The sequence below is a fragment of the Prevotella jejuni genome, assembly GCF_900187995.1.
In the GTDB taxonomy this organism is placed as follows: Bacteria; Bacteroidota; Bacteroidia; order Bacteroidales; family Bacteroidaceae; genus Prevotella; species Prevotella jejuni.
This window is the reverse complement of sequence record NZ_FZNZ01000002.1, coordinates 157,147-182,858: the sequence shown is the minus strand read 5'-3', so window position 1 is coordinate 182,858 and position 25,712 is coordinate 157,147. Positions and strand designations below refer to the sequence as shown.

At 42.8% G+C, this 25,712-nt stretch carries 25 protein-coding genes and 1 pseudogene; 13 read left to right on the top strand and 13 right to left on the bottom strand.

The features are described 5' to 3' along the window. The 10 genes and pseudogenes from CHB62_RS01310 to CHB62_RS01265 form a co-directional block, all read left to right on the top strand. Window positions 1–231, top strand: a 231-nt coding sequence (locus CHB62_RS01310) for a transposase (RefSeq protein WP_217899699.1), incomplete at its 5' end; no start/stop codon positions are given. Window positions 232–332: 101 nt separating this feature from the next. Beyond that, window positions 333–616 (top strand): annotated as a pseudogene (locus CHB62_RS15115) (IS30 family transposase); the annotation flags it as partial. Window positions 617–2,275: 1,659 nt separating this feature from the next. After that, complete coding sequence (locus CHB62_RS01300) at window positions 2,276–3,472, top strand: serine/threonine protein kinase (protein ID WP_009011070.1); 1,197 nt, start codon at window positions 2,276–2,278, stop codon at window positions 3,470–3,472. 324 nt (window positions 3,473–3,796) lie between these two features. Continuing rightward, window positions 3,797–4,096 (top strand): hypothetical protein, encoded by a 300-nt coding sequence (locus tag CHB62_RS01295; protein ID WP_089365370.1) that lies wholly within the window; start codon window positions 3,797–3,799, stop codon window positions 4,094–4,096. A gap of 10 nt (window positions 4,097–4,106) precedes the next feature. Then, entirely contained in the window at window positions 4,107–4,400 is a 294-nt protein-coding gene (locus tag CHB62_RS01290; protein WP_089365369.1) for a YraN family protein, read from the top strand. Window positions 4,401–4,675: 275 nt separating this feature from the next. Continuing rightward, entirely contained in the window at window positions 4,676–5,410 is a 735-nt protein-coding gene (locus tag CHB62_RS01285) for a M15 family metallopeptidase (RefSeq protein ID WP_089365368.1), read from the top strand. 125 nt (window positions 5,411–5,535) lie between these two features. Further along, window positions 5,536–6,933, top strand: coding sequence for a THUMP-like domain-containing protein (locus CHB62_RS01280; protein ID WP_089365367.1), 1,398 nt, complete (start codon window positions 5,536–5,538; stop codon window positions 6,931–6,933). Between the two features lie 294 nt (window positions 6,934–7,227). After that, window positions 7,228–8,376 (top strand): N-acetyltransferase, encoded by a 1,149-nt coding sequence (locus CHB62_RS01275; RefSeq protein ID WP_089365366.1) that lies wholly within the window; start codon window positions 7,228–7,230, stop codon window positions 8,374–8,376. Window positions 8,377–8,562: 186 nt separating this feature from the next. Then, entirely contained in the window at window positions 8,563–10,548 is a 1,986-nt protein-coding gene (locus CHB62_RS01270) for a DNA topoisomerase IV subunit B (protein WP_176414828.1), read from the top strand. Between the two features lie 319 nt (window positions 10,549–10,867). Then, window positions 10,868–12,436, top strand: coding sequence for a S41 family peptidase (locus CHB62_RS01265; protein ID WP_089365365.1), 1,569 nt, complete (start codon window positions 10,868–10,870; stop codon window positions 12,434–12,436). A gap of 503 nt (window positions 12,437–12,939) precedes the next feature. Here the strand turns inward: CHB62_RS01265 and ybeY are convergent. The 12 genes from ybeY to CHB62_RS01200 form a co-directional block, all read right to left on the bottom strand. Further along, a complete protein-coding gene (gene ybeY / locus CHB62_RS01260) occupies window positions 12,940–13,368 on the bottom strand; it encodes an rRNA maturation RNase YbeY (RefSeq protein ID WP_089365364.1) in 429 nt (142 codons plus the stop codon). Window positions 13,369–13,414: 46 nt separating this feature from the next. Then, a complete protein-coding gene (gene coaD / locus CHB62_RS01255) occupies window positions 13,415–13,861 on the bottom strand; it encodes a pantetheine-phosphate adenylyltransferase (RefSeq protein WP_089365363.1) in 447 nt (148 codons plus the stop codon). Beyond that, entirely contained in the window at window positions 13,858–14,271 is a 414-nt protein-coding gene (locus CHB62_RS01250) for a type II toxin-antitoxin system VapC family toxin (protein ID WP_089365362.1), read from the bottom strand. Before CHB62_RS01250 ends, coaD begins: the two co-directional genes overlap by 4 nt. Next, complete coding sequence (locus tag CHB62_RS01245) at window positions 14,268–14,516, bottom strand: hypothetical protein (protein ID WP_089365361.1); 249 nt, start codon at window positions 14,514–14,516, stop codon at window positions 14,268–14,270. The genes CHB62_RS01250 and CHB62_RS01245 overlap by 4 nt, the downstream gene beginning before the upstream one ends. A 66-nt stretch (window positions 14,517–14,582) precedes the next feature. Next, the gene (locus tag CHB62_RS01240) at window positions 14,583–15,041 is read right to left on the bottom strand and encodes a DUF4252 domain-containing protein (protein ID WP_089365360.1); all 459 of its coding nucleotides are present in this window, start codon (window positions 15,039–15,041) and stop codon (window positions 14,583–14,585) included. 2 nt (window positions 15,042–15,043) lie between these two features. Further along, window positions 15,044–15,526 (bottom strand): PG0215 family putative anti-sigma factor, encoded by a 483-nt coding sequence (locus CHB62_RS01235; RefSeq protein ID WP_089365359.1) that lies wholly within the window; start codon window positions 15,524–15,526, stop codon window positions 15,044–15,046. After that, window positions 15,513–16,022: a GFO_1088 family ECF-type sigma factor gene (locus CHB62_RS01230; RefSeq protein WP_089365358.1), complete on the bottom strand. Its 510-nt coding sequence runs from the start codon at window positions 16,020–16,022 to the stop codon at window positions 15,513–15,515. Before CHB62_RS01230 ends, CHB62_RS01235 begins: the two co-directional genes overlap by 14 nt. 37 nt (window positions 16,023–16,059) lie before the next feature. Then, window positions 16,060–16,572, bottom strand: coding sequence for a DUF4252 domain-containing protein (locus CHB62_RS01225; protein ID WP_089365357.1), 513 nt, complete (start codon window positions 16,570–16,572; stop codon window positions 16,060–16,062). 13 nt (window positions 16,573–16,585) lie between these two features. Continuing rightward, the gene (locus tag CHB62_RS01220) at window positions 16,586–17,098 is read right to left on the bottom strand and encodes a DUF4252 domain-containing protein (RefSeq protein WP_089365356.1); all 513 of its coding nucleotides are present in this window, start codon (window positions 17,096–17,098) and stop codon (window positions 16,586–16,588) included. Between the two features lie 438 nt (window positions 17,099–17,536). Further along, window positions 17,537–18,655, bottom strand: a complete 1,119-nt coding sequence (gene dprA / locus CHB62_RS01210; RefSeq protein WP_089365354.1) for a DNA-processing protein DprA — start codon at window positions 18,653–18,655, stop codon at window positions 17,537–17,539. A gap of 74 nt (window positions 18,656–18,729) precedes the next feature. Next, entirely contained in the window at window positions 18,730–19,137 is a 408-nt protein-coding gene (locus CHB62_RS01205) for an acyl-CoA thioesterase (RefSeq protein WP_009011051.1), read from the bottom strand. A gap of 84 nt (window positions 19,138–19,221) precedes the next feature. Continuing rightward, a complete protein-coding gene (locus CHB62_RS01200) occupies window positions 19,222–20,532 on the bottom strand; it encodes a DUF2851 family protein (RefSeq protein WP_089365353.1) in 1,311 nt (436 codons plus the stop codon). Between the two features lie 430 nt (window positions 20,533–20,962). Between CHB62_RS01200 and dapB the strand changes: the two genes are divergently transcribed. From dapB to CHB62_RS01185, 3 genes are all read left to right on the top strand, one after another. Further along, window positions 20,963–21,718 (top strand): 4-hydroxy-tetrahydrodipicolinate reductase, encoded by a 756-nt coding sequence (gene dapB, locus CHB62_RS01195; RefSeq protein WP_089365352.1) that lies wholly within the window; start codon window positions 20,963–20,965, stop codon window positions 21,716–21,718. A 314-nt stretch (window positions 21,719–22,032) separates the two neighbouring features. Next, window positions 22,033–23,562 (top strand): signal peptidase I, encoded by a 1,530-nt coding sequence (gene lepB / locus CHB62_RS01190; protein WP_089365351.1) that lies wholly within the window; start codon window positions 22,033–22,035, stop codon window positions 23,560–23,562. A gap of 193 nt (window positions 23,563–23,755) precedes the next feature. Beyond that, on the top strand, window positions 23,756–24,427 hold the full coding sequence (locus CHB62_RS01185) for a WbqC family protein (protein ID WP_089365350.1): 672 nt from the start codon (window positions 23,756–23,758) through the stop codon (window positions 24,425–24,427). A gap of 278 nt (window positions 24,428–24,705) precedes the next feature. Here CHB62_RS01185 and CHB62_RS01180 read toward each other — a convergent pair whose 3' ends face one another. Then, window positions 24,706–25,341 carry a DUF4294 domain-containing protein gene (locus CHB62_RS01180; RefSeq protein ID WP_009011045.1) on the bottom strand — a complete coding sequence of 212 codons (636 nt, stop codon included), beginning with the start codon at window positions 25,339–25,341 and terminating at the stop codon, window positions 24,706–24,708. Between the last annotated feature and the right edge of the window lie 371 nt (window positions 25,342–25,712).

The window sequence follows — 25,712 nt, the reverse complement described above, 5'->3', positions numbered from 1 at the left end:
CTAATGCCACTTTATGATAGAATTCTTTTAAGGAAAAGATCTGTAATAGAGACTATCAATGATGAGCTAAAGAATGTAGCTCAATTAGTGCATTCAAGGCATAGAAGCATATTAAATTTCGCAATGAATGTTCTATCTGCTATTGCAGCCTACAGCTTCTTTGAGAAGAAGCCAGCAGTGAATATAGACTTTGCTATAGAGCAACATTCAGGGCAGCTTACATTATTCTAAAGTAATCTGTTTCATTATTATCTTTAGGCCCAATCAAAAGATTGAGCCTAAAGAGGCGTTGTACTAAACCAAACGGAAGAGTGGTATGATACTTAACCCGAGTTCAGGTTATTACAACTGACAATGGTACAGAATTCGCTTGTCATGAAATGATAACCAAAAGCCTTGGTGTTACCATATATTTTGCTGACCCATACGCTTCGTGGCAGAAAAGGGCTATAGAAAATGCTAACGGACTAATTATGCAATACGTGCCAAAAAAGAAACCTTTGAGCATATCAGCCAGCAACAAATCACGAAGTATTCAAAGAAAATTAACATGAGGCCAAGAAAGAAATTAGATTTTAAAACACTACAGGACTGCTTTTACGAACTAATTAAGTAAATTTGCACTTGCTTGTTGAATTCACGATTCTGTACCCTCTGTCTTAGTGTAATTCGCATAATTCGTAGTTCTGTGGTGATAGTTATTTGTTATAGTCCATACCGCTCTTATCCCCATGTGGCATTATATCATCTTTTAATATGTCATTCAATCTATGAACAGTCCATCTTTGTACCACTCAATTAAACCGCCGTATTTGTATGTCTGTGGAACTCGGTGTGAGTATGAAAAGTCTCAACAAAAATGTAGTGAAAGGTAGGAGTTAATGACGAAGGTTATATACATGGTTCACGTCTATAACCTGCATTAAATCAGTGTGTTGTGAGCAGTGGAGGAGAAGGTGCTTATTAAGACACAAGAAGAGCCTTAACAAGCACCAAGAAGGGCGTGTTCTTGAAGGCAGAAGGGCGTCTTCTTGAACCATGAAAAGTAAGTATTGGATATGGTGTATGCGATAAATCTTTACATCATCCATCCTTTCCCTTAGTTTTATTCATGGCTGGTTTATATGGGAACTCTACGCCTACACCTCTAAATCGTACAATTAATTTCTTAAGGTCAGGACAATGTCATTTCAACTGTCCTACCATCTAACACAATAAAAAGTTTGTCGACCGTTTCCAATTATTATAAGTTCTTGAAGTTACATATCCAAAAATTAGGAAGCTCAGAAATACTGTCATATCTTTGCAACATCAAGAAAAACGATGGTTTATATCACCAGTGAATTAAAAGCTATACTTTATATCGAACCCAGCGTGATTTTACCAAGAGAAAGACAGCTCCGGTATGCCCATCAGCATTCCTCATGCTCCTAAAGAAATGAAGCCAATGACACCATTCAGATGACGTACCCCATCTTCATTCTGCCCCTTATCCACTCTTTGTCATTATGTTCTTCTGTTTATGTATGAGCTTTCGGCCACTCTATGTCGTTATGTCATTCTGTCTGAGAATATTGAAATCGTTGTTCCTTCTGTGCCCTCTGTCTTCGTGCAATTCGCGTAATTCGTAGTTCTTTGTAGATAGTTGTATAATATAGTCCATACCAGTCTTATTCCCATGTGGTATTATATCATCTTTTTATATGTCATTCAATCTATGAACAGTCCGTCTTCCTCCCATTTAAGTAAGCCGTAGTGTTTGCTTGTCTGTGGAACTCGATGTGAGTATGAAAAGTCTCAATAAAAATGTAGTGAAAGGTAGGGGTTAATGACGAAGGTTATATACATGGTTCACGTCTATATTTAATTATTAATTTTGTTGACTGCTAAAACTATAATAGTTTACTCCTTATGCTAATTCTTATCTAAGTAGATAATATTGTGTTTCTTTTGTAAGAATAAGCCTTCTAACCAAATAAAGTTTGTTTACTTCCGGTTGTATAGCTCTTTATAAACAACAATATGCTTGTATAGCAGTAATATATTACATGGTATTTGGCCCTCAATACCATTGGTGTTCACCGCTAACAGCACATGTGTTGGGTAAGAACATATCAGTATAAGTTGTAAAATAGAATCCTGATGTTTATTAATTCTATGAGATGAGAATAATTGTAATACAGCATTTTACCCCCTTCTTTTCTGTCTTATCTCGTTTTTTTTTACTACTTTTGTACGCAAATGACGTTAAGAGAATTAAAACCTACGAATATTGATGAGTGAGAACAAACTTTCCACTAATGAACAAGCACAGACTGCTGATGCGCCTGTAAAGGCCAGTTATACCGAATATAAGGTAATATCATCGCAGGGATACTGTATGATAGTGAAGTGTCGTAAGGGCGACCAGACCGTCGTTCTGAAGACACTGAAGGATGCGTATCGTGAGCGTGCGTTGCTTCGTAATGCATTGAAACGTGAGTTTAAACAGTGCCAACGACTCAATCATGCTGGTATTGTACGCTATCAAGGGTTGGTAGAGGTTGATGGTTATGGACTTTGTATTGAGGAGGAGTATGTAGAAGGACGTACTTTACAGGCTTATCTTAAGGAGAGTCATACCGATGATGAGAAGCTTGGTATCATCAATCAGATTGCTGATGCACTGCGTTATGCACATCAGCAAGGGGTTATCCATCGTAACCTAAAGCCATCAAATGTACTTGTTGCCAATCAAGGTGACTATGTTAAACTCATTGATTTCAGTGTTCTTTCGCCTGAAGATGTGAAGTTGACAGCTGATACAACACGCTTCATGGCACCAGAGATCAAGGACGAGACGATGGCAGCTGACGGTACGGCTGATATCTATTCCCTCGGTACTATCATGAAGGTGATGGGTTTGACATTAGCTTATAGCGATGTTATTAAGCGTTGTTGTGCCTTTAAGCGGAGCGACCGTTATAGTAATATTGATGAGTTCTTAGCCGACTTAAATAATGAAGGACCATCGTTCACTATGCCAAAGATAGGCAAAGGCACTGTTATGTTGGCTTTGATTGCTGCTGTGGTGATAGGAGTTGGCATATTGTTATATAACTATGGTGGTGCTTTAGTCGACCAGGTTGGTAAGATTGATATGTCATCTGTCTTTAAGTCAGACGCAGAGACGGCGCCTGAAGACACGGTAAAGATGAAGCCTTCTGCACAGTCAGACAGTCTTTCGACAGCTACTGAGCAGCCAGCCACTGGTAAGCTTGCTTTTATGAATAAGATGAAGCCAGCCCTTTATAAGGACCTTGACCGTCTCTTTGAGAAGAATTCTGCAGACAAGGCGAAGCTTACAAAGGCTATTAAGGCCTATTACAAGGGACTTATTCAGGCCAACGACACACTCGACAGTGAGCAGCGTGCAGAAGTGGATCGTGTCTTTGGCGATTATGTAAAGCAGAAAAAGGCTGCGTTGAAATAATAGCTACGAATGCAGATGAATATATGGTAGACAGCTTATAAGGATGTTACCTAACTCATTCGGCGGTTATTCTTATAGATGACAGGGGCAGAGTCTGTGCTTTCTTTCAATACTTTTAATACGTATGAGAGGGAGACGGTGTCTGTCCCTGTCTGTTTTTAACCATTATATCTACACTGAAAAGTAGATGTGTTATGGGATAGGTATAGTATTATTGAGGGTCATGTTATGTTCATGCTTTCAGTATATAGCTATAAGACCTATAAGTAATTTGACAGAAGAGAAATAATAGCTAACTTTTTAAGGAGATTAAATAAATATAATATGAAGGACCTAAAGTATTATACATGCATCTATGATTCTGATAACATAGAATTGTATTTTCTTGAAGAAAGTGGTAGTTGTAGCCTTGTGATGAAAGAGTTTCGTAATAATTATGACCGCTTTTATGAGGCAATTATAGCTACTGGAGATGCATTAACATTGACAGATTACCCATCATCAGACGATGAGTTAAGTTTAACAGAGCGTGTAAGCTTTCTCTTTGGAACGCAGAATGGTTATTGTCGGTTTGTGAGGATGTGCGAAAAGCAGGGTTTTGAAGTTAAAGATATAACGTGGTAATAATTAAAGGATGAGTAATAATCACTCCCAGATGACAGGTGCTTATGGTGAAGCACTTGTCGTAACAGAGCTTATCAAGAGAGGTTGTGTAGCACTGAATGCCAATGCATCGGTAAGAAATCATAGGTCAATAGATATTGTATGTATTAGATATGATGACGCCACTTGGACACATAAATCAGTGTTGATACAGGTGAAAGCTCGGAGAGGGAGAGATTTTCCTACAGGTTATAATCTATCAGAGAGTATCAATATAGACCAATTAAATAAAGAAGTCAAGGGACCTTACGTCTTTATTTATTAGAATGACGAGAATGCTCCTGAGTATTATATCTTATCACGAAAACAACTGATTAAACTCCTTTCAGGCCTGCATATTGCATTTTGTAAGAATATAAAAGGGAATACTTCACGAATAAATAGTGAGCCTGCGATGCTTTCTTTGCGATTTATACAGGGTGAAAATGGCAAGAAAGGTACGAGTTTGGAGGGATATATAAACCCTTATCCTGGTAATATCTTCCATAATGCTTGGGGATAATATATGGGAAGAATGATAGACTCAAAGGATGAATAACAATGTGTAGAATTATATATAAGCTACTGTTTCCTGCTTTACTGTTTGCAAGCAACATACAGGCACAGACACCATCGATGAGTCGTCGGCAGGCAGCAGGACGGTCAATGGAACAGCAGGGGTTGGTAAATATAAAGCATGTAGTACCTTCTATCAAGGTGGCTTTGATGTATGCTCGTACGGATAACTTCTGTAATCGGGTGCTTTATCATGACTTGCGTGATGCCTACGTATTGCCTGCTTGTGCTGAAGCATTGCGTAAAGCACAAGCAGAGTTGAAGCGTCGTCGTCCAGATTTAAGCCTTTGTATCTTCGATGCTACACGACCGATGAGCGTACAGCAGACGATGTGGGACGCAGTGAAAGATACCCCAAAGTACTTCTATGTGTCTAATCCTGCTCACGGAGGAGGTATGCATAACTATGGAATGGCTGTAGATATCAGTATCTGCAAGTCCTCATGGAATGATGCTACATGGCGTGATGGTGCCACACGTTGTATTATCGATACGATTCCAATGGGTACAAAAGTCGACCACATGGGACTGTTCAGTCATATCGACAAAGAGAACGAACTCGTTTCTCATCGACTAATCTCTCGTGAAGCATTCGCCAACCGCAGACTCCTTCGTGAGGTGATGAGTGCTGCAGGTTTCATGCCTTTACGTACAGAGTGGTGGCACTTCAACCTTTGTACAAGGGCCTGGGCAAAGCAGAATTTGAGGGTGGTGAGGTAAAAAAAGATGCCTCACCCCCGTCCCCTCTCCGAATGGAGAGGGGAGTGATTACCGACTTTGCTACTGTGATAGATGGTAAGAATAAAATTCTAAGGACTATTAAGGCAATGCAAATATAGGATTAGATGAAGCAAAAAAACGATATAAGTCATTCAGAACTACCACTGCCAAGATATGTGCGGGACGTTCTAAGCAAACATAACATTTCACTCCCCTCTCCACTCGGAGAGGGGGCGGGGGTGAGGCTTCTTGCCCTTCAATCCCACCGTTACCCCGATATTGATATGCCGTACCTGCTCAATCAGCTTACAGGATGGCAGACCGCACGTACGAAACTACCGTCTTGGGCAGCGAAGGAGGATATCATCTATCCCCCACATCTGTCTATGGAACAGTGTTCGAGTGAGCATACTGCGGAATATAAGGCGCAGTTGGTTTCACGTTTAATAAGGCTGTCCTCTTTGGTTACTAATAGTCCTCAAAATGAGCAGAGTAGTCCTTCTGTAGTGGAAAGTGCGACACTGACGCCACGAGAAGGAACTGAGCAGAAAGGTAGGGGAGGGACCTTCTGCGACCTAACAGGTGGCTTTGGTGTTGATTTCTCCTTTATGTCACGTCGTTTTGAGCGTGCTATTTATGTCGAACAACAGAAGGAGTTGTGCGAAGTGGCACGTCATAACTTTCGTGCCTTAGGCTTAACACAAGCCGAGGTAGTCAATGGCGACGGTACAGCCTACCTCCATCAGCTCGACCATGTAGCCGTGATATTCCTCGACCCAGCCCGCCGTAATGAGCAGGGAGGCAAGACCGTGCTGATAAGTGATTGTACCCCTGATGTCTTAACATTAGAGGAAGAACTCTTGGAGAAGGGCGACACAGTTGTAATAAAGCTATCGCCTATGCTCGATTGGCATCGTGCAGTAGACGAACTAAACCGTTTGGATAGCGTTGTTCGTGAGGTTCATATCGTTTCTGTACGCAATGAATGTAAAGAGTTGTTGCTTGTTTTGCAGAAGACTAAGGGTGAGACGGAGGCGACGATAGCTGTAGACAAAAGCTTACAGATGTTCTGTGTGAATGATGATAGTGTCGTTTCTTATTCCCTTCGAGAGACTTTAGGAGTGTCACAGCGTATCCTCTCGACAGCCCCCATGGCCGGTCAGTATCTCTATGAGCCTAATGCTTCGTTGATGAAAGCAGGCTGTTTCTCCCTTCTCACCGCCCGTTATCCATTGTCAGCATTAAGTTTGAATTCTCATCTTTTTGTCTCTGATGAGGCCATCGACGCTTTCCCTGGTCGTAAGTTTAGGATAACAGCCGTCTCTTCGTTTAATAAGAAGGAGCTACGTCATAGTCTGTCAGGGATTGACAAAGCCAATCTTGCTGTGCGCAACTTCCCTATGAGTGTTGCTGAACTCCGTAAACGGCTAAAGATAAAAGAAGGAGGAGACATCTACCTCTTTGCTACCACAGATGCAGAAAACAAACATCTCCTCTTCGTTTGTGAGAAGATAGGCATGTAGACAAACGGTATCTTCAATAAGACAATGGTGTGATGGTAGACTTTATGGACGATTGGAATATGTTTGTAACAGCGTGTTTTAGAAGTGTGCCGAGCATGAAGACGAATAGTTTTAATGGCAGATATGTAGGATGCTGAAGCCTAATACGGTATGTGAAGTTGGTGAATATCAGTGCTATTAACAGATGATAGAAGTCCATATAGTCAATAAAAAGGAGTCTAAATTTGCCTATCTATCTTTTTTTTAGTACTTTTGCACGTTTAAGATTAGGAAAATAACGAAATAAGATATTAAATGTCATCAGTTCAGATAAAGCGAGTAGAGACGAAGAAAGACCTAAAGGCTTTCATTGAGTGTCATTATGATCTCTACGAGGGCAATCAGTATGATGCCCCAAACCTCTATAGCGATGAGTTGAAAACGTTGTCAAAGGATAAGAATGCAGCCTTTGACTTTTGCGAAGCTGAGTATTTCCTTGCCTTGAAAGAAGGCAAGGTAGTAGGGCGTGTAGCCGGTATCATCAATAATAGAGCAAACGAGAAATGGGGTACGAAGGATGTCCGCTTCGGCTGGATAGACTTCATTGACGATATAGAAGTGTCAAAGGCTTTGTTAAAGGCGGTCGAAGACTATGGTAAAGAAAAGGGCATGGACTCTATCGTTGGACCGCTCGGTTTCACCGATATGGACCCAGAGGGCATGTTGACATGGGGCTTCGATCAGCTCGGTACAATGGCAACCAGCTACAACTATGATTATTATCCAAAGCACATGGAGAAGCTTGGTGGCTGGGAGAAGGATAATGATTATGTAGAATATAGGCTTGATGTCCCAGAGACAGCACCAGAGAAATACACCAAGATAGCAGAGATGGTGGAGAAACGTTACAATCTCCATGCACGCAAACTGACCAAGAAAGATATCTTCGAAGGTGGCTATGGCAAGAAGCTCTTCGACTTAATCAATGTTACTTACTCTCATCTCTATGGCTTCTCAGAGTTGAGTGAACGTCAGATAGACCAGTATGTCAAGATGTACTTCCCTCTTGCCGACCTCGATCTGATAACTGTTGTAGAGGACGGGAATAAGGACAACCAGTTAGTTGGGCTTGCTATTACAATTCCATCACTGACTCGTGCCTTGCAGAAGTGCCACCGTGGACGTCTTTTCCCATTCGGATGGTGGCATTTACTACGTGCAATAAAGTTCCATAAGACGGAGGTTGTAGACCTTCTTCTTATTGGTGTCCTACCAGAGTATCGCTCAAAGGGAGCTAACTCCCTTGTCTTCGCTGACCTCATTCCACGTTATGTGAAATACGGCTTCAAGTGGGGTGAAACGCATGTGGAGATGGAAACCAACGAAAGCGTACAGAGTCAGTGGGGCCCATTAGACCCAACAATGCACAAGAAGCGTAGATGCTATAGGAAAGCTATTGGGTGATAAATGTTGAGTGTTGGGTGTTGATGGACAGTTTTAACATGTGTTCTTTCTATATTTTCACGTGTTTCTTCTATTTCAACACCTAATTGCTCATTAATGAACACTCAATATGATAAAATAGCTAAGCCCTTATCACCTAATAATTAACCCTCAATAACCAATAATTCACAGCCAATAACCCAGCACATGGATAAATCATCAACCCCCAACCTTCAGCCCCCAACACCCAATACCCAACCCTCAACACCCGTTTCTTACACCGACGATAATATCCGACATCTATCGGATATGGAGCACGTGCGTACCCGTCCGGGTATGTACATTGGTCGTTTGGGCGATGGAAAGTTGCCCGAAGATGGTATTTATGTACTCTTGAAGGAGGTCATTGATAACTCTATTGACGAGTTTAAGATGAATGCTGGTGATCGTATCGAGGTTGATGTGGACGATAACCTGCGTGTTAGTGTGCGCGACTATGGTCGTGGTATTCCACAGGGAAAGCTTGTTGAGGCTGTATCAGTGTTGAATACGGGTGGTAAGTACGACTCTAAAGCGTTCAAGAAGAGTGTTGGCTTGAATGGAGTAGGTGTGAAAGCTGTTAATGCGTTGAGTTCTCATTTCGAGGTGAAGAGCTACCGTGATGGGAAGGTACGCGAACTGTCGTTTGAGAAAGGTAACCTTCAAAGCGACAAAACAAAGAAATCGACTGATGAGAATGGAACCTACATCTATTTCGAACCAGACGATACTCTTTTCAAGCATTATAGCTTCCATGATGATATAGTAGAGGAGATGCTCCGTAACTATACCTACCTGAATACAGGATTGACTATCATGTACAATGGGCGTCGCATACTTAGTCGACATGGCTTAAAGGACCTTCTGACTGATAATATGACTGTTGATCCATTGTACCCGATAGTTCACATGAAGGGAGAGGATATTGAGATTGCTTTCACACACACCAATCAATATGGCGAGGAGTACTACTCCTTCGTGAATGGACAGCACACTACACAGGGCGGTACACACCAGACTGCTTTCAAGGAGCATATTGCCAAGACGATAAAAGAGTTCTTCGGCAAGTATGAGTATGGTGACATTCGTAACGGATTGGTGGCTGCCATCGCTGTAAACGTTGAAGAACCAGTATTCGAATCACAAACTAAGATTAAGTTAGGGTCCACACAGATGTCGCCTGATGGGGAGTCTATCAATAAGTATGTGGGCGACTTTATCAAGACAAACGTCGACAACTATCTCCATATCCATAAGGAAGACTTCACCGATATACTTGAGAATAAGATCAAGGAGACCGAGCGAGAGCGTAAGGCAATGGCTGGTGTAACGAAGTTGGCACGTGAGAGAGCGAAGAAAGCCAACCTCCATAACCGTAAGTTACGTGACTGTCGTGTACACTATTGTGACGTGAAGAACGATCGAAAGGAGGAGAGTTCTATCTTTATAACGGAGGGTGATTCGGCCAGCGGAAGTATCACTAAGAGTCGTGATGTCAACACACAAGCTGTCTTCTCATTGCGTGGAAAGCCGCTTAACTGCTTTGGTCTGACGAAGAAGGTGGTGTATGAGAATGAGGAGTTCAACCTTCTTCAGGCTGCGCTCGATATTGAGGACGGACTCGACTCACTCCGATATAATAAGGTGATAGTGGCTACGGATGCCGATGTCGACGGTATGCATATCCGCTTATTGATAATCACCTTCTTCCTTCAGTTCTTTCCTGAGCTGATAAAGAAAGGGCATGTATATGTCCTTCAGACGCCCCTCTTCCGTGTTCGCAACCGTCGAACAAAAATCAAGGACAAGCAGGTTATTGCTGATGCCGACGCCCGTCGTGCGAAAGGAGAGAAGAAGAACGACTTTATCACACGCTACTGCTACTCTGAAGAGGAGCGTGTGGCAGCTATCAACGAACTTGGCCCAGAACCAGAGATAACACGATTCAAAGGTCTTGGAGAGATTTCTCCTGATGAGTTCGCACACTTTATAGGACCCGACATGCGCCTTGAACAGGTCACACTCCATAAGAATGATCAAGTTGCAAAGTTGCTTGAGTACTATATGGGAAAGAACACTATGGAGCGTCAAAACTTCATTATTGACAACCTCGTTATCGAAGAGGACTTGCCTGAAGACCAAGGGGAGATGTAAAGGAGGGCTTTGTCATAAAGCTAACTTACTGTCTTCTCGTCTCTAAAGCATAGTCGATAGGAGCTTTCAAATCAGTCGACTGATTTTTTAAAACACTCGACTAATTTTCCAAATCAGTCGAGTGTTCTCTTAAAGGGGACGTTAGTTCTATCAGAATAAGCCGTCCATTTGCTCCGCAATCCTCATGAACATGCTATTAAACAAGCAACAACAATTCATAACAACAACAAGATAGAAAGACAAGAGCAGGGACTCGAACACTATTCCCTTGCATTTTCTTTCAAAGAAATAGAGTTTCATTAAATTACAATATTAGTCTATGAAAAGGTATATCTATCTTTCACTCCTTTGCTTCTTTAGCTTTTTACCATTGTCAGCGCAGCTTAAGAGCGACTCACCCTTGCGTAAGTTGCAGATAGCAGAGATGGCTATCACTAACTTCTATGTAGACTCTGTGAACGAGCAGAAGTTAGTTGAGGATGGTATTAGGGGTATGCTCGAGAAACTCGACCCCCATTCTACCTACACGGATGCGAAGGAGACCAAGGCAATGAACGAACCGCTGCAGGGCGACTTTGAGGGTATTGGCGTACAGTTCAATATGATTGAAGATACACTTGTCGTTATCCAGCCTGTTGTCAATGGTCCTTCTCAGAAGGTGGGAATCCTGGCGGGCGACCGTATCGTCAGTGTGAACGACTCTACAATAGCTGGCGTAAAGATGCCACGTATCGACATCATGAAGATGCTTCGTGGTAAGAAGGGTACGAAGGTGAAGTTGGGTATTGTGCGTCGTGGCGTGAAAGGGGTGCTTACCTTTGTCGTTACACGTGCTAAGATACCTGTCCATACTATCAATGCCTCTTATATGATACGTCCTAATGTGGGTTATATCCGTATAGAGAGCTTCGGAATGAAGACCCATGACGAGTTCATGGCGGCTGTTGACTCACTGAAAAAAAAGGGCATGAAGACCCTCCTTCTCGACCTACAAGACAATGGTGGCGGTTATCTTCAGTCGGCTGTTCAGATATCAAATGAGTTCCTCAAGAACAATGATATGATTGTTTACACCGAAGGACGACGCTCTCATCGACAGAATTTCAAGGCGATTGGCAACGGACGTCTGCAGGATGTGAAGGTCTATGTATTGGTGAATGAGCTCACGGCTTCGGCTGCTGAGATTGTTACGGGGGCTATTCAGGATAACGACCGTGGAACGGTTGTTGGCCGTAGAACCTTTGGTAAGGGACTTGTACAGCGTCCACTCGACCTGCCTGATGGTAGTATGATTCGTCTGACTATCGCTCATTACTACACGCCAAGTGGCCGTTGTATTCAAAAGCCATATAAGAAAGGCGACCTAAAGGATTACGAGATGGATATTGAGAAACGCTATAAGCATGGCGAGTTGACCAATCCTGACAGTATTCAATTCTCTGATTCTTTGAAGTATTACACCATTCGCAAGCACCGAGTTGTCTATGGTGGCGGTGGTATAATGCCTGATAACTTTGTCCCACTCGATACTGCTAAGTTCACACGTTATCATCGTATGTTAGCTGCAAAGAGTATTATCATCAATGCTTACTTGAAGTATGTTGATGCTAATCGACAAGAGTTAAAGGCCAAATATAAGTCGTTTGACGCGTTTAATAAGGGTTATGTGGTACCACAGTCATTGCTCGATGAAATCGTCGCAGAGGGCAAGAAAGAGAAGATAGAACCTAAGGATGCGGCCGAGTTAAAGGCTACGCTTCCTAATATTGCACTACAGATAAAGGCGCTCACAGCCCGAGACATCTGGGATATGAATGAGTATTTCCGTGTATGGAATGCGCAGAGTGATATCGTCAATAAGGCGGTAGAGTTGGCTACGGATAAGTAGTTAGATAAGAGAATGTGCTCTGGCCCGTTGCTGTTGACGTCTATGACGACGCAATAGGTAAGTGAGGAGTATATGAAAAGGTGCTTAGTTGGACTCCAATTAAGCACTTTTTTTGTGCGCTTTAAGGTCGCTGTCTTATCCGTTTCTTGCTCGATTAAAGAAGGTCTCTTTGTCTCTTCTCGAATTATTTACATGAAAAAAAATATTTTTTGTCGTGAAAAGAAATATTTATGTTCATGAAAATAAATATTTCTTGTCGTGAAAATAATTCGGTGCAATAGATGTTTTGTGGTCGAACAGAGGGTTAATACGCCCTTCTTGCGGCTTAGACTTCTCTTAAAAGGACGGTTGTCTATATTCGACCCCTAATCCCTTTCGTAGCTATACAATCATCCTTTGGCAGAGACGAAAGGGCAATCAATAAGGGCTGAAACCCAAGGTAGGATTCCAGCCCTTCAATCTCGTCTATGGGAGTATCAACCGAATTAGGTTGAAGTCCACCGTTATTCGCCACTCATCTCCTTTAATAGAGCGAGCGCTTTGTTCTCGTTCTCTTCCATGATCTCACGTTCTCCTGGTCCTTTATCATTGATGCCACAGAGGTGGAGGATACCGTGAATGATAACACGATGTAGCTCGTCTTCATACGTCTTCTTGAAGAGCTCGGCATTAGAACGCACCGTGTCAAGTGAGATAACAAGGTCGCCATTGAGCACATCACCCTCGTCATAGTCGAAGGTAATGATGTCTGTGTAGTAGTCATGGCCTAAATACTCATTATTAACATCGAGAATCTTCTCGTCATCAACGAACATGTAACCAATTTCTCCTACCTTTCTACTGTGCGTTGCGGCAACAGCTTTAATCCAACGAGAAATCTCTCTCTTCTTTATCTTAGGCATCTTAACGCCTTCAGCACTATATGTTATCATCGTGTCTATGTTTTATCAATGAGGCTTGTCGGCCTATGTTTAATCGTCAATATCCCTTTGGCAGGAACTCAGTGATGTCTCTTCCAAAGTTATGCAGCTCTCTCACAACACTTGAACTGATACTTTCTAATTCGGGTTCAGCGAAGAGTAGGAGGGTCTCAATAGAACTCAAGCAGCGGTTGATGGCTGCTTGTTCGCGCTCATATTCAAAGTCCTTTACACTACGCACACCCTTAATGATATATTTGGCACCCTCTCTTCGAGCAAAATCGATGGTAAGGTCGCTGTATGCCTTTACCTCTATCTTTGGTTCGCTGGCATAGAGTCGTGCTATGCGCTCGGTCCGTTCCTCCGCACATAGCATGCACTTCTTTCGCTCATTGACGCCAACACCAATCACGATCTTGTCGAAGAGTGGTAAAGCACGATGTAGAATAGAGTCATGACCCACCGTGAAAGGGTCGAAGCTTCCAACGAATATGCCTGTTTTCATTTGTTTTTACCTTCTATATATTCCAAAGGAGTTACAACACTTATCTCACTGGTAGCAAAATCTTTCTTGTTTCTTGTGACAATGATATCAGCATTTGCATTAAGAGCTGCAAAGTATTGCATTGCATCTTCAAAATCATTCCAATTAGCAGTGAGCGCAGAATCTATCGCAGGTGCTCCCATACTGATAATTTCAAAACAATCTCTAATAGCAGAGAATGTTGCTATAAAACCCCTATTCCCTAAGGATTTTCTTTCGATATAACAAGCATTTACAACTGATAAATCACTTAATAAAAGTTCGTCTCCGTTATTAATAACCATACTTGCCACTTTCAGTGCATTCTGTGTGAACTCACCTCTTGCCTCAAGAAGATCTATGAGGATATTGGTATCTAAGAAGATTCTCATAAGTATTTTGTTCTTAGATACTCTTCTTTTGCTTGTTTCCAGCTTTCTAAATGACTGTTTGGCAGTTTACCAGCGATGGATTGAAGTAACTCTATTGCTTTTTTCCTTTTCTCTGGTGTGTTTAAGTCTGGCTTTTTATAGTTCTCTGTATGAGAGTTGATTTGACTTATAGTCCATCCCATCTTTTGTGCTAACATCTCCAAGAAGGCGTTGTCTGCACTTGGAATATTTATGGTCCTATTCATAATTATACCTCCTTATTTTCTGCAAAAGTACTCTATTTCTATTATATAACCAAATAAGCAGCAGTATTATTTACCATTAGCTATCCCTTGGATATCTTGTAGAGAGACATTACCAAGTAGGTTGATAATTGTAATTTCATTGCGTTCTATGGCCAACAAGGAAAACTCGTTCTTCCCATTGGGGTAATGGCGTTCGTAGATGGTGGTATGGTCTGTACCCTCATTGACTTGCATAACAACCGAAAAACGCTGCTGAGAGAAGATGCTTTGAGCCGTCTTCTTGATGGAAGGAATCAGTGAGCGACGCTCGCAAGAGAGTATCTGTAGATAGTCAAGTCGGCTGGCTATCTTACTGATATCTTTGTTGCCAGCCTTCGCATTCCCCATCATTCGCATCATTTTATGCGATATATAGACGGTAGAGACACCGTCGGTTTCGCTGTACTTATCGAACAATGCTTTCTGAGCGGAGGCCATTATACAAGCAAACAGTGCCAAAGAAAGCGTTAAAATAAATCTCTTCATAATCAATCTCTTGTTTTGTTAGTGACGTTCTCGGCAGCTTCAATACCCTTGTTGAGCGACTTTGAGAATTTCATCAGTGCTCTGGATGTCTCGGCGTAAGCGTCTTTAGCGTTAGTATAGGTGTCCTGTTCTGTCTGTGGAGACTCGTTCTCGTGTTGGTAAACGATAGTTCCGGTTGCGAAGAGGAGCAACAGACTGGCTGCTATCCCTACTACCCAGCGCAGGTTGATGTGCCTAATCGTGCGTTGAGTGGCAACTTCAATGTTGTTCCACTGGCTTATCTGACGGCTGAGACGTCCCTCCATCCTTGTTGGTACAGGGCATTCTGAAGACTGAAGTGCCGTGAAGAAGACGCTTTCCTCCCTTAGGCTGGCATCGATGTCACTGCCGTTAAAGTAAGTGCGCAGCGCCTTCTCCTCCTCTTCGGTGGTCGTCCCATCATAGTAGCGGTCAAGTAAACGCTTTATGTCTTCAGTCTTTATCATATCTCATTGCTTTTATCTGTTCTCTAATCTTCTTACGGGCACGACTGAGAATACTCCTTATATTCACCTCCGTAAGCCCTGTCTCTATGCTAATCTCCTCATAACTGCGGTCTTCAACATCACGCATCAGCATGATACTCGCCTGTGGTTCGGGCAAGCTAACTATCATTTGTCTTACTCGTTGGCATTCGTCGGCCTGCTCTAATTGTCTACTTATGTTCTGTGAGGAGCTGACCTGTAAGGTTCCCACATCTTTGTCTACCTCTTGCAAGCGTCCTGTTCGCATCTTGTCATAGAACAATCGACGCAGAACAGTTATGCTATAAGCCTCTGGATGGTCTACTGTTCCCATCTTGTCACGCTGCATCCACAGTTTTAAGAAGGTCTCTTGCACTAAGTCCTCAGCTGCCTGAACATTCCCCATCAGCCTATATGCCACCGAAAAGAGTTTCCGATGGCAGGGTAGGAATAGCTGTTTGAAATCGCTTGCTTGCATAGGCAGATGTAGAGAGTGGGTTATCATAGACTATTGTCTACGCATGTTTGTCCCATAACTTACATTTTTTAAGTTTGTTATTCTTAGTGCCTTTTTCTATAGCGGCGTCTATGTCGTCTGGTCTTAATTTCCCTTTAATCTGCACAATGGCTCCATCATGATTGTCAGTGGTAAGGATGAGCAGCTCACGGATAAATCCGTCCTTCTCTTTAAGGTAGATGTAAGCGATCTCATCATTCTTTTTTGCGATGATGAAAGGCGTATATCCTGTTGGACGGAAGGTCTGAAGCGTCTTTTGAAAGCTCTGTTTGACGGTCGAGGTACAGTCCTCCAAGGAGAGAACTCGGAATGAAGAGAGTGCCTTGAGTGCTTCTTTGTCTTCTGAATCGGTCTTAGCAAAAGCCTTGACGATGGACATTGCGAAACGAGTAATGTGCATGTAGTTGGCCTTCTCCTCGTATCTGTATTGTCTGAATAATGTTCCTATGCTCTGTGCTGAGGCCCCAACAGCAGAGATGATGAGGGCGAATAAGATGATAAATCGTTTCATGGTCGAGTCTTGTTTAGTTTATTTGTGTATCTACGATATCGTTAACATCAGCGGGATTGATATGTCCGTCAATCTTAATAAGCGAACAGTCTTCTTTGTCAATAGCAAAGATAAGGAGGGTATGTATAACTTTCTCATCCCCTTTGAGGAGTATTCTTACCTTCTCTCCGTCCTCATTGGCCTTCACCATAGGCTCATAACCCAGTGTTTCCAAGTTATTGATATGGTCGAAGAGCTTGTCTTTTGTCTTCTGTGGAGCCTCCTCGAAGGTTAAAATCTGTATTCCGTCCACTTGCTTAAGGAACTTATCAGCATCCTCGTCGTCGGCCATTTGCATTCCTATCTGTATGAGTGACTTAGGGAGATTGACGTAAGTAACGTTCTTCTCCTTCCTAAACTCCTTAATAAGCGTTTCTATTGAATCGTTCGTCGGTTCATTAGTAACGGTTGAAGAGTTGGCTTGTGCGGTGCATCCTGTACACATGATGACTGCAACAAATACGATAGTAAAGATTGTTGTTTTCATTGTCTTGATATTTAATGGGGTTAATAATTCTGTTTTGTCCACATCTATAGAGACGGAAGGGAAGAATGATTTGTGGCAAGGAAAACCTTTTTTTTTCTTCAAAAAGATGCTATATACGTATATTATAGATTGTTGGGTGTCTGTTTGCTTAGGATGGGGTGGGGTCTTTCTAATGTTGAGTTCTACCTCTATTGAGGGTTCTCTGACGGGGGTTAGACCCTTTATGAGATGGATGTTTATCTATCTACACGATGGGAGAAGGAGGCCGGCATGATGCGTGATGAGCCTCCGTAGGATGGTTGAGGGTGGTGAGTTCGGGTGTTTATGACCATAGATTGAAAGCTATTAAAGGTTCTTATAGGGAGGACGATACGTCGGATGGTACAGAGGAACAGGGTATTGGCTTATAGCTTTCGACCTCTCTTACCATTCCATAGACTATGCCAAAAGGTGGTAACAACCGCCAGCCATAGCCCTGATAACGCCTTTCATTTCCAAAGTGAACAGTAGTCCTGTGAGGCGTGAGATAGGGATGTTCGATTGAATAGACAAGAGATTAATCTGTAGATCATTGTTTTTAGTGAGCACGCGGACGATGGTCTCCTCATCAGAAGACAAATTAGGGAAAAGCGTTCGCTCGATACCTCGCTGTTGAGCTTGCTCCAGTTTGATAGCATCATCCCACCCCATAGCCTTTATGAAGTCGGTGGCAGAGGTGATAAGAGATGCCCCGTTGTCTCGGATAAGATTGTTACATCCCTCGCTAAAGTCCGAATGAACCGAGCCAGGAAAGGCGAATACCTCACGTCCATAGCTACGTGCAATACTGCAAGTGATAAGTCCTCCACCCTTCGCAGCCGACTCTATGAGAATAGTAGCATCTGCACAACCAGCTACGATACGGTTGCGTTGTACGAAGTTGCGGGCTATGGGCTGTGTTCGTGTGGCGTATTCGGTGAGTAGCCCACCTTGATGTATCATCTTTTGGGCGGTCTCTCTGTGTCCACGAGGGTAGATGTCGTCGAGTCCATGGGCTAATACGCCGATAGTGTTAAAGCCATTCTCCAAGGCTTCTCGGTGTGCATGGATGTCTACACCGTATGCTAATCCACTTAAGATAAGTACGTCTGGGCAAAGAGCCTTCAGTTCTCTGACAAATGAATGGATAATGTCTCGACCGTAGGGAGTGCAGTGTCGTGTCCCAATAATATTGATTACGTGACGTTGATTGAGGTCGGTATTACCGAAGAAGTAGAGTAGGATGGGTGCGTCTGGGCACTCCTTGAGCCGCTGTGGATAGCGTTCATCATTCATGCAGATAGGCTCAATGCCATGCCGATGGTCGTATTCTAATTCCTTTTCAGCCCATTCTCTGCAGATGTCAATATCTTTCAATGCTTGTATAAGATGTGTTGAGGCATCGGGGAGTATCTCTCTAATGTCTCTTTTGTGCTCGATGACCGTTGTGGCAGAGCCTGCTCGTCTGTAGAGTTCAGCTAATTCAACGAGATTGAAACGGCTGAGTCGGGTTAGTAGAATTGAGTTTAATGATTCCATGGTGGTGTGATTGATGAGTTCACCCCTAACGTTCTTCCTACGAGGGGGAGGACGTTAGGAAATGAGACAAGGTTTTATAATACGGCAGCAAACGCTTCGTCATATTCTTTGCTACTGCCTAAACGACCGTTGATAAGCGTCACAAGGTCTACATCAGCATGGAAACAAAGACGCTCATCACTGGCCCTGAAGAGGTCATGAGAGAATATCCAACGTAGTCCACTCTTCTTTAGTGACATGCGAGAGATGATTTCGTCGTCACAAGTAAACGGCACTTTATAAGTGAGTTGCATGCGTGCTACGACAGCATCAACGCCTTTTGCGTGTAGTTCAGAGAAGCTTACACCTAACGACTTGAGGAACCTGTGACGTGTATGTTCGGTGTAATGCAAGTAGTTAGCATTGTTTACTATACCTTGGATGTCGCACTCGTAGTCGCGAACATCCAGTCTTGTCTCAAAGACATATTTCTTCTTTTCCATAATCTATTTGTTTTTTTAGACTCTTATTAGGCTTATTAGGCCTATTAGCCTTATAGGCCCTATTAGCCTAATAGTCTTATTCTCTTATTCCTTTAATGCTGAATTCCCTTTCAGATACTCGTATCCTATTCTGCAACGGAGGCAGTCTTTGCGGTCGCAATACGCCTTCTTTAATTGTATAAGGGCCTGTGAATCACCTGCAGTATCCACTGTCAATCCCACTTCCTGCCACATCCTAACAATGTGATTACGCTCTGCTTTCAGCGTGTCAAGGAGGTTGAAGGCGCGATCACAGTACTTCTCGGCATTCTTATGAGTACCGTATGCGAAGAGGATAGGCACAACAGTGTTGATAATCAGTAGGTTCAACGATGCTGTAGACAGTCTTTTCTCACATTTCGCACTCTCTTCTCCAAAGACATAGTGGCTCTCCCAGTAGGGTGTCACCTGTGTTGTCAATAGTTTTCGGACCTCTTTAACCGTCTCACAATCCAACAACTGTGATAATCCCGTCTGTCGATTATAATAGAGAAGGGCCAGTTGTGCAATCCGAATATGTGGGAAGTTCTGTGGACGTAAGCGTAAGAAGCGCCATTGAGTAGCATCCATCTGCTGTAGACCGAACTTATGTGAAAGATACTGATATTCGCTTTTTAATTGTGCAAAGTAGGCATCTTTCAATGCATTCTCTTGGTAGCGTTCGGGTATGGCGTTCGTTTCCAATAGTCCTGCCTGGCCTAAGAAGAAGGCCTCAATCTGCTGAATATCGTCACGATGGTGGGCTATGTCCTGCAGAGGTATGTGTTTTGCCCATGTCTCAAAGGCATCCCCATTAATACCGAAGCCGTAGTTACGAGCCAAGGTAACGAAATAAGCCGCTTCCCACGAGCCTTCACAGTCATGCAGCCGTTGTACTATTGCGTCTGTCTTCTGCTCTAATCGCTCTGTTTGTAAGGCACTCATCCACGAATGAACCATTAGTTTAGAGAGGTTAGGGATGATGCGATAGCATGCAGGATACTCATCTGTTGTGAGCAACTCCTCGTAGTGTTCACGCACGTCAGGCGGCACCTTCAGTCGTACCTGTGGTGGATACTCTCCTCGTTGAGTCTTAACATCAACGTCGATAGATGCTGCCACGTGTAGTATAACGTTGTTATAATTAGGGTCACGGTCGTGTCTATGGAGGAACCAGTCCGATGCTCGGTCGTGAATCTCCACATTTCCCACCCACAGAGTGCCGTTTATTTTCACCTTGGCATTGAAGAAGTCGGGTCCAGCATTGCGATTATGCAGTCCGGGATCAATAACTTCTACCTCCTGTCCGTCGGTAGTCTTGAGTCCTGTCAACGGAAACATCTTATGCTTCCAGACGTAGTGGATGAGTTGTTCCATAACAGATTCTTGGTTTAACAATACGCAAATATACAAATAAAATGGTAGAATTGGCCTTCTTAACAATGTATTTTCTGTTTTTATTAGTATCTGAGTGTAGAAGACTGGACTTTTGTCTCCATTCTATAGGTTTGTCTTTAATAGTATTACTTTCCCTTTACTCGATGCTTACACATCATAGAGAAAAGTGCAAACCACCACTGTAAGCAAAACAGGCATACGTTATGAAGCATTGTGACTACCTAAGGAAAGATGCTATAAGTTATTAGAAAGCGACAGAGTACATGCGAGTATGCTGTTAAGTATTTCATAGGAAAACATCGACAACACAATCACTTGAAATACAGGGGAGGCCTAAAAATATATCAACTTATTTTGTTTTATGCCGTAAATCAGCTACCTTTGCAATGTTTTTAATACGGATTTAGTTATGAAAATAGCATTGATAGGCTATGGTAAGATGGGCCAGATGATAGAGAAGGTGGCCCTTGCACGTGGCCACGAAATCGTAAGTATCGTTGATCTTGATAATGTTCAAGAGATTGATTCACCTGGATTTGCATCGGCCGATGTCGTCATTGAGTTTACAAGACCAGGGTCTGCTTTCGGTAATTGCATGCGTGCTTTTGGTCGTAACAAGAAGGTTGTAAGTGGTACTACAGGCTGGATGCAAACACAAAAGGCCGAGATTGAGCGTCTATGTAACGAAGAGGGACATACTTTGTTTTGGTCAAGTAACTTCTCTGTAGGTGTTGCCATCTTCTCAGCTGTCAATCGTTACTTAGCAAAGATAATGAATGGTTTCCCACAGTATGACGTTGAGTTAGAGGAAGTTCACCACATGCACAAACTCGATGCACCATCAGGTACAGCCATAACTCTTGCCGAAGAGGTTGTTAACGACCTCAATCGTAAAGACAAGTGGGTGAAGGGCTACCAGCGTGCAGCCGATGGAACGGAGTCTGGAACGAATGATGTTGCGCCCAACGAGTTGCCTATCACTTCTATTCGTTGCGGTGAAGTACCGGGCATCCATAGTGTTATTTACGATTCAGAAGCCGATAAGATAACCATTACTCACGATGCTCATAACCGCATGGGATTTGCTCTTGGAGCTGTCTTAGCGGCCGAGTACACGAAAGACCATACAGGTCTGCTTACGACAAGCGACTTGTTTAAGTTTTAGTGATGGGTGTTGGGTGTTGAATGTTAGGTGTTGATGGTCACTGAAAAGTATTTAGCATAAATGTTGACAGGCATTTATAATAAGACTGACAATTATTTATAATAATACTGAAAGGCGTTTACAATAAAGCTGGCAGCTATATATAATAAGGTGAACTACCGTATATAATAATACTGGCAATCATTTATAACAACGCAGAAAGTAACCCATAACAAAGTAGGACATTCCTCATAACACTCTTCCTCCAACTGATATTGAATAACTAACATACCGTTATCACTCATTAATCATCATTTATCACCTCAATATACAGTATGATAGATAAAGAAAAAGCAGCCCTAAACCCTAAGAAACAATGGGCTAAGTTTATTTGTGCGCTTGTTCTCTACCTTCTTTTCCTGGTTTGGGTAAAGAGTTGGTGGGGACTATTAGTAGTTCCTTTTATCTTCGATTATTATATAACAAAGAAGATACGATGGAAATGGTGGGAGGACTCTGAGGGCCCGATCCGCTTTATCATGGGATGGGTTGACGCACTTGTGTTTGCGTTGGTGGCTGTGTATTTCATCAACTTGTTCTTCTTCCAGAACTATGTTATCCCTTCTTCCTCCCTTGAGAAGTCGCTCCTTACGGGCGATTACCTCTTTGTTTCGAAGGTTAGCTATGGTCCGCGTATCCCTGAGACACCGTTGACAATGCCACTGACCCAGCACACCTTGCCTATTATCAATACTAAGAGCTATATCTCTTGGCCACATTGGGACTACCGTAGGGTGAAGGGCTTGGGTAAAGTAGAGCTGAATGACATTGTTGTTTTCAACTTTCCTGCAGGCGATACCATCATGACTGAGCCTGCTTACCAGGGTAATGACTACTATCATGACGCCTATACATACGGCACAAACTTCCTTGCTCAACAAAATAGAAACATTCGTTTGGCAGACATGAACACCCTCCAACAGCGTGCTTTCTTTGATAAGGCTTACGCTATGGGAAGGAATTATATCATCAAAAATGCGGGCACTTTCGGTACGTTAGGATGGCGTCCTACTGACAGAAGAGAGAATTACGTGAAGCGTTGTGTGGGTCTGCCTGGACAGACCTTACAGATAAAGAATAGGATTGTCTACCTCGATGGGAAACCTAATAAAGAGCCAGAGAATGTAGAATATACCTATTTTATCAAGTTTAAGAATATCTCTGTCGCTGACTTCATGGGTGAGCGTTTCGACGAGCTCCGCAAGGAGTATAACATAAGTGACGAAGATGTACAGACATTAGGACGTCTACATGGCTACGACCTCAACCAAGGCTACGTGCTTAATAGAGCTACATTGGCTTACGATGGATATATGCCATTGACTAAAAGTGCAGCTGCTGAGCTGAAGCGACAAGGCATTGTTAAGTCTATGCGAATTGTTACTGACAAGGATATCTACGCTGGTCTTTACTATCCACTCAATGCTTATACAGGCTGGACACGTGATAACTATGGTCCTATATGGATTCCTGCAAAGGGTAAATCGGTTACTTTAACGTTAAAGAACCTCCCTGTTTATGAGCGTTGTATCAAGGTTTATGAGAGCAACGACCTACAGGTTAAGAACGGAAAGATATACATCAACGGTAAACCTGCCAATAGTTACACCTTCAAGATGGACTACTATTGGATGATGGGTGACAACCGCCATAACTCTGCCGACAGTCGTTATTGGGGCTTTGTACCTGAGGATCACATCGTCGGTAAGCCTATCTTCATCTGGTGGTCAAGTGATCCTGACCGCAAGGGATTTAGTGGTATTCGTTGGCACAGACTGTTCAACTGGGTAGATAATATTAAGTAAGTCTAAAGGACTTCCCCAATCCGTCTCGAAAGAGGGGACATGAGGAATGTCGAATAGGGCGCAATAGGAGGCAGGATGTCTCCATATACTTCTGAAGGAGAGGAGGTGCAACGCTTACCAGAGCTTGGTAGCTTGCGCATCCTCTCCCTTTTTTTATCCCTTAATCATATTATTATCTTCAAAAATAAGCTTTATGACCTATCTTGATAATGGTTGTATCAACGACTTAACATTCCCTTCTTCTGAAGAGGGTGGCGAGGTCTTGTTATCCTCTGCTTACTTTGCACCTATTCAATGGTACCAAAAACTGAATCGATATAGTAGCTGCTTGATAGAACAACACGATAATTTCGTAAAGCAAACCTATCGTAATCGTTGCGTAATCGCGTCTGCGAATGGTCCGCAAGCCCTCTCTATCCCTGTTGAAAAGTATGAGGGAGCGAAGTGCCCGATGAAGGATGTGCGTATTAGCGACCATGATAACTGGCGCCATCAACACTGGAATGCCTTGCAGTCGTCCTACGGTGAGAGTCCATTCTTTGAGTATTATGAGGACGATATACGCCTTTTTTTCGAGCGGAAGTGGGTCTTTCTCTATGACTTCAACTGGGAGATAACGCTTAAGATGTGCGAACTCATCGATATTATGCCGTGTATGCGACGCACAGATAGCTATCAGACGACTCTTCCCGATGGAACCGTCGATTTTAGAGAAGCTATTCGTCCGAAACATCCAGGTGTTGACACCGACTTTGTTCCTCGTCGCTACTATCAAGTCTACCAACAGAAGTTTGGCTTCCTACCTAATCTTAGTATCCTCGACTTACTTTTCAATGAGGGTAATGAGAGTGTATTATACCTATAAAGGTCGTCAGCACAGTGTTTAATAAGCTGTAAAAATCCCCTTCTATCTTACTCGCTAAATGTCTAAAAAGTAAGTCTTACGAATTATTTTCATGAAAAAAAATATTTTTTTTCACGACAAGAAATATTTATTTTCATGAAGAAAAATATTTTTTTTCATGAAAATAATTTGGAAAAGGCGTAGAGGTGTTGTCTTATAACAGCTCTACGCCTTTTCTATTCAGCCTTTTATCGTTTTCGTTTTGCCCTCTTCTAAGTCGGAGAAAAGGGACAGTAGGACTATAACTGACCAGCCTCAACCTGCAAGACAATGCGCTCAACGAGTCTGTCAGCGCCCTTTGGGTCGTATCGTTTCTTAAGACTACTACCAAAGGCCCAGGCAAATGCTTGATAAAAACCTGCTCTTACAGGACCGAGGAAGGCTTGTACAAGCTCGTAGGATGTTGAATTACACTCACGGTCAATGAGCTTAATAAGTAGCTTACCTTGCGTGAAAGTTAGTTTCTTCATACGTGGCTTATAGGTGTTCCAGATTTCCTTCTCTACCTTCTTCATGTGTTCGTCACGTTCTTTCTTGGTTGGGATAGTCTCAAGATATGCGCCCGTCTCAAGGATAATCTGGTGACACTCTTTGGCTACCGGAAGAACCTTTTTGATGTTATAAACCAGTCTGTAGTAGGCTGTCTCTTGTGCTTTATTCTTAAACTCTAAGGGTGGGAAGACGTAAACATTACTTGTTCTGACATATTGAATACTGTCTGCTCCCACCTTCGCCTTACCTATATGGACCATAGGGACGAACGTCGGAGAGTCCATATCGACCGTGCGATCCTCGGGGTTGATATGGTCTTGTGCTGTTGCAGCCGTCGAGAGCAACATTGAAAGTCCAAGTGTGAAAAGCAATCGTTTACTCATAATTGATAAGAATAGTACTACACGCTGCTGTAGCGGACGTTAATGAGGGGAGGACTTACGATGGATTTGGCGTTTATCCTACCTCAAGAGCTGAGATGAACACAGGCCGTTGCGGTTTAATCGTTCGTCTGTGCTGCTCGATAACACAATCCTTTTGCTGCGTGTAATTAGCTTTCTGCAAAAGTAGCGATTATTTCTGACGTGGGTTAGGATTTTATTAATAATTTGTATTTCATACTATATATTCGTTCTATATGACGTTGTTTCGCATGAGAAAAATGATGTTTTTGGGGCTTGTTCGGCTGATGTCGTAAGAGAGAAAAGGGGGATGATGATGCTATTTAGACTGACAAAATGTTAATATTACACCT

Bases quoted from the DNA above. Each gene is read 5' to 3' on its own strand.
- CHB62_RS01300 (WP_009011070.1), top strand. From the start codon at position 2,276: ATGAGTGAGAACAAACTTTCCACTAATGAACAAGCACAGACTGCTGAT.
- CHB62_RS01295 (WP_089365370.1), top strand. From the start codon at position 3,797: ATGAAGGACCTAAAGTATTATACATGCATCTATGATTCTGATAACATA.
- CHB62_RS01290 (WP_089365369.1), top strand. From the start codon at position 4,107: ATGAGTAATAATCACTCCCAGATGACAGGTGCTTATGGTGAAGCACTT.
- CHB62_RS01285 (WP_089365368.1), top strand. From the start codon at position 4,676: ATGTGTAGAATTATATATAAGCTACTGTTTCCTGCTTTACTGTTTGCA.
- CHB62_RS01280 (WP_089365367.1), top strand. From the start codon at position 5,536: ATGAAGCAAAAAAACGATATAAGTCATTCAGAACTACCACTGCCAAGA.
- CHB62_RS01275 (WP_089365366.1), top strand. From the start codon at position 7,228: ATGTCATCAGTTCAGATAAAGCGAGTAGAGACGAAGAAAGACCTAAAG.
- CHB62_RS01270 (WP_176414828.1), top strand. From the start codon at position 8,563: ATGGATAAATCATCAACCCCCAACCTTCAGCCCCCAACACCCAATACC.
- CHB62_RS01265 (WP_089365365.1), top strand. From the start codon at position 10,868: ATGAAAAGGTATATCTATCTTTCACTCCTTTGCTTCTTTAGCTTTTTA.
- ybeY (WP_089365364.1), bottom strand. From the start codon at position 13,368: ATGATAACATATAGTGCTGAAGGCGTTAAGATGCCTAAGATAAAGAAG.
- coaD (WP_089365363.1), bottom strand. From the start codon at position 13,861: ATGAAAACAGGCATATTCGTTGGAAGCTTCGACCCTTTCACGGTGGGT.
- CHB62_RS01250 (WP_089365362.1), bottom strand. From the start codon at position 14,271: ATGAGAATCTTCTTAGATACCAATATCCTCATAGATCTTCTTGAGGCA.
- CHB62_RS01245 (WP_089365361.1), bottom strand. From the start codon at position 14,516: ATGAATAGGACCATAAATATTCCAAGTGCAGACAACGCCTTCTTGGAG.
- CHB62_RS01240 (WP_089365360.1), bottom strand. From the start codon at position 15,041: ATGAAGAGATTTATTTTAACGCTTTCTTTGGCACTGTTTGCTTGTATA.
- CHB62_RS01235 (WP_089365359.1), bottom strand. From the start codon at position 15,526: ATGATAAAGACTGAAGACATAAAGCGTTTACTTGACCGCTACTATGAT.
- CHB62_RS01230 (WP_089365358.1), bottom strand. From the start codon at position 16,022: ATGCAAGCAAGCGATTTCAAACAGCTATTCCTACCCTGCCATCGGAAA.
- CHB62_RS01225 (WP_089365357.1), bottom strand. From the start codon at position 16,572: ATGAAACGATTTATCATCTTATTCGCCCTCATCATCTCTGCTGTTGGG.
- CHB62_RS01220 (WP_089365356.1), bottom strand. From the start codon at position 17,098: ATGAAAACAACAATCTTTACTATCGTATTTGTTGCAGTCATCATGTGT.
- dprA (WP_089365354.1), bottom strand. From the start codon at position 18,655: ATGGAATCATTAAACTCAATTCTACTAACCCGACTCAGCCGTTTCAAT.
- CHB62_RS01205 (WP_009011051.1), bottom strand. From the start codon at position 19,137: ATGGAAAAGAAGAAATATGTCTTTGAGACAAGACTGGATGTTCGCGAC.
- CHB62_RS01200 (WP_089365353.1), bottom strand. From the start codon at position 20,532: ATGGAACAACTCATCCACTACGTCTGGAAGCATAAGATGTTTCCGTTG.
- dapB (WP_089365352.1), top strand. From the start codon at position 20,963: ATGAAAATAGCATTGATAGGCTATGGTAAGATGGGCCAGATGATAGAG.
- lepB (WP_089365351.1), top strand. From the start codon at position 22,033: ATGATAGATAAAGAAAAAGCAGCCCTAAACCCTAAGAAACAATGGGCT.
- CHB62_RS01185 (WP_089365350.1), top strand. From the start codon at position 23,756: ATGACCTATCTTGATAATGGTTGTATCAACGACTTAACATTCCCTTCT.
- CHB62_RS01180 (WP_009011045.1), bottom strand. From the start codon at position 25,341: ATGAGTAAACGATTGCTTTTCACACTTGGACTTTCAATGTTGCTCTCG.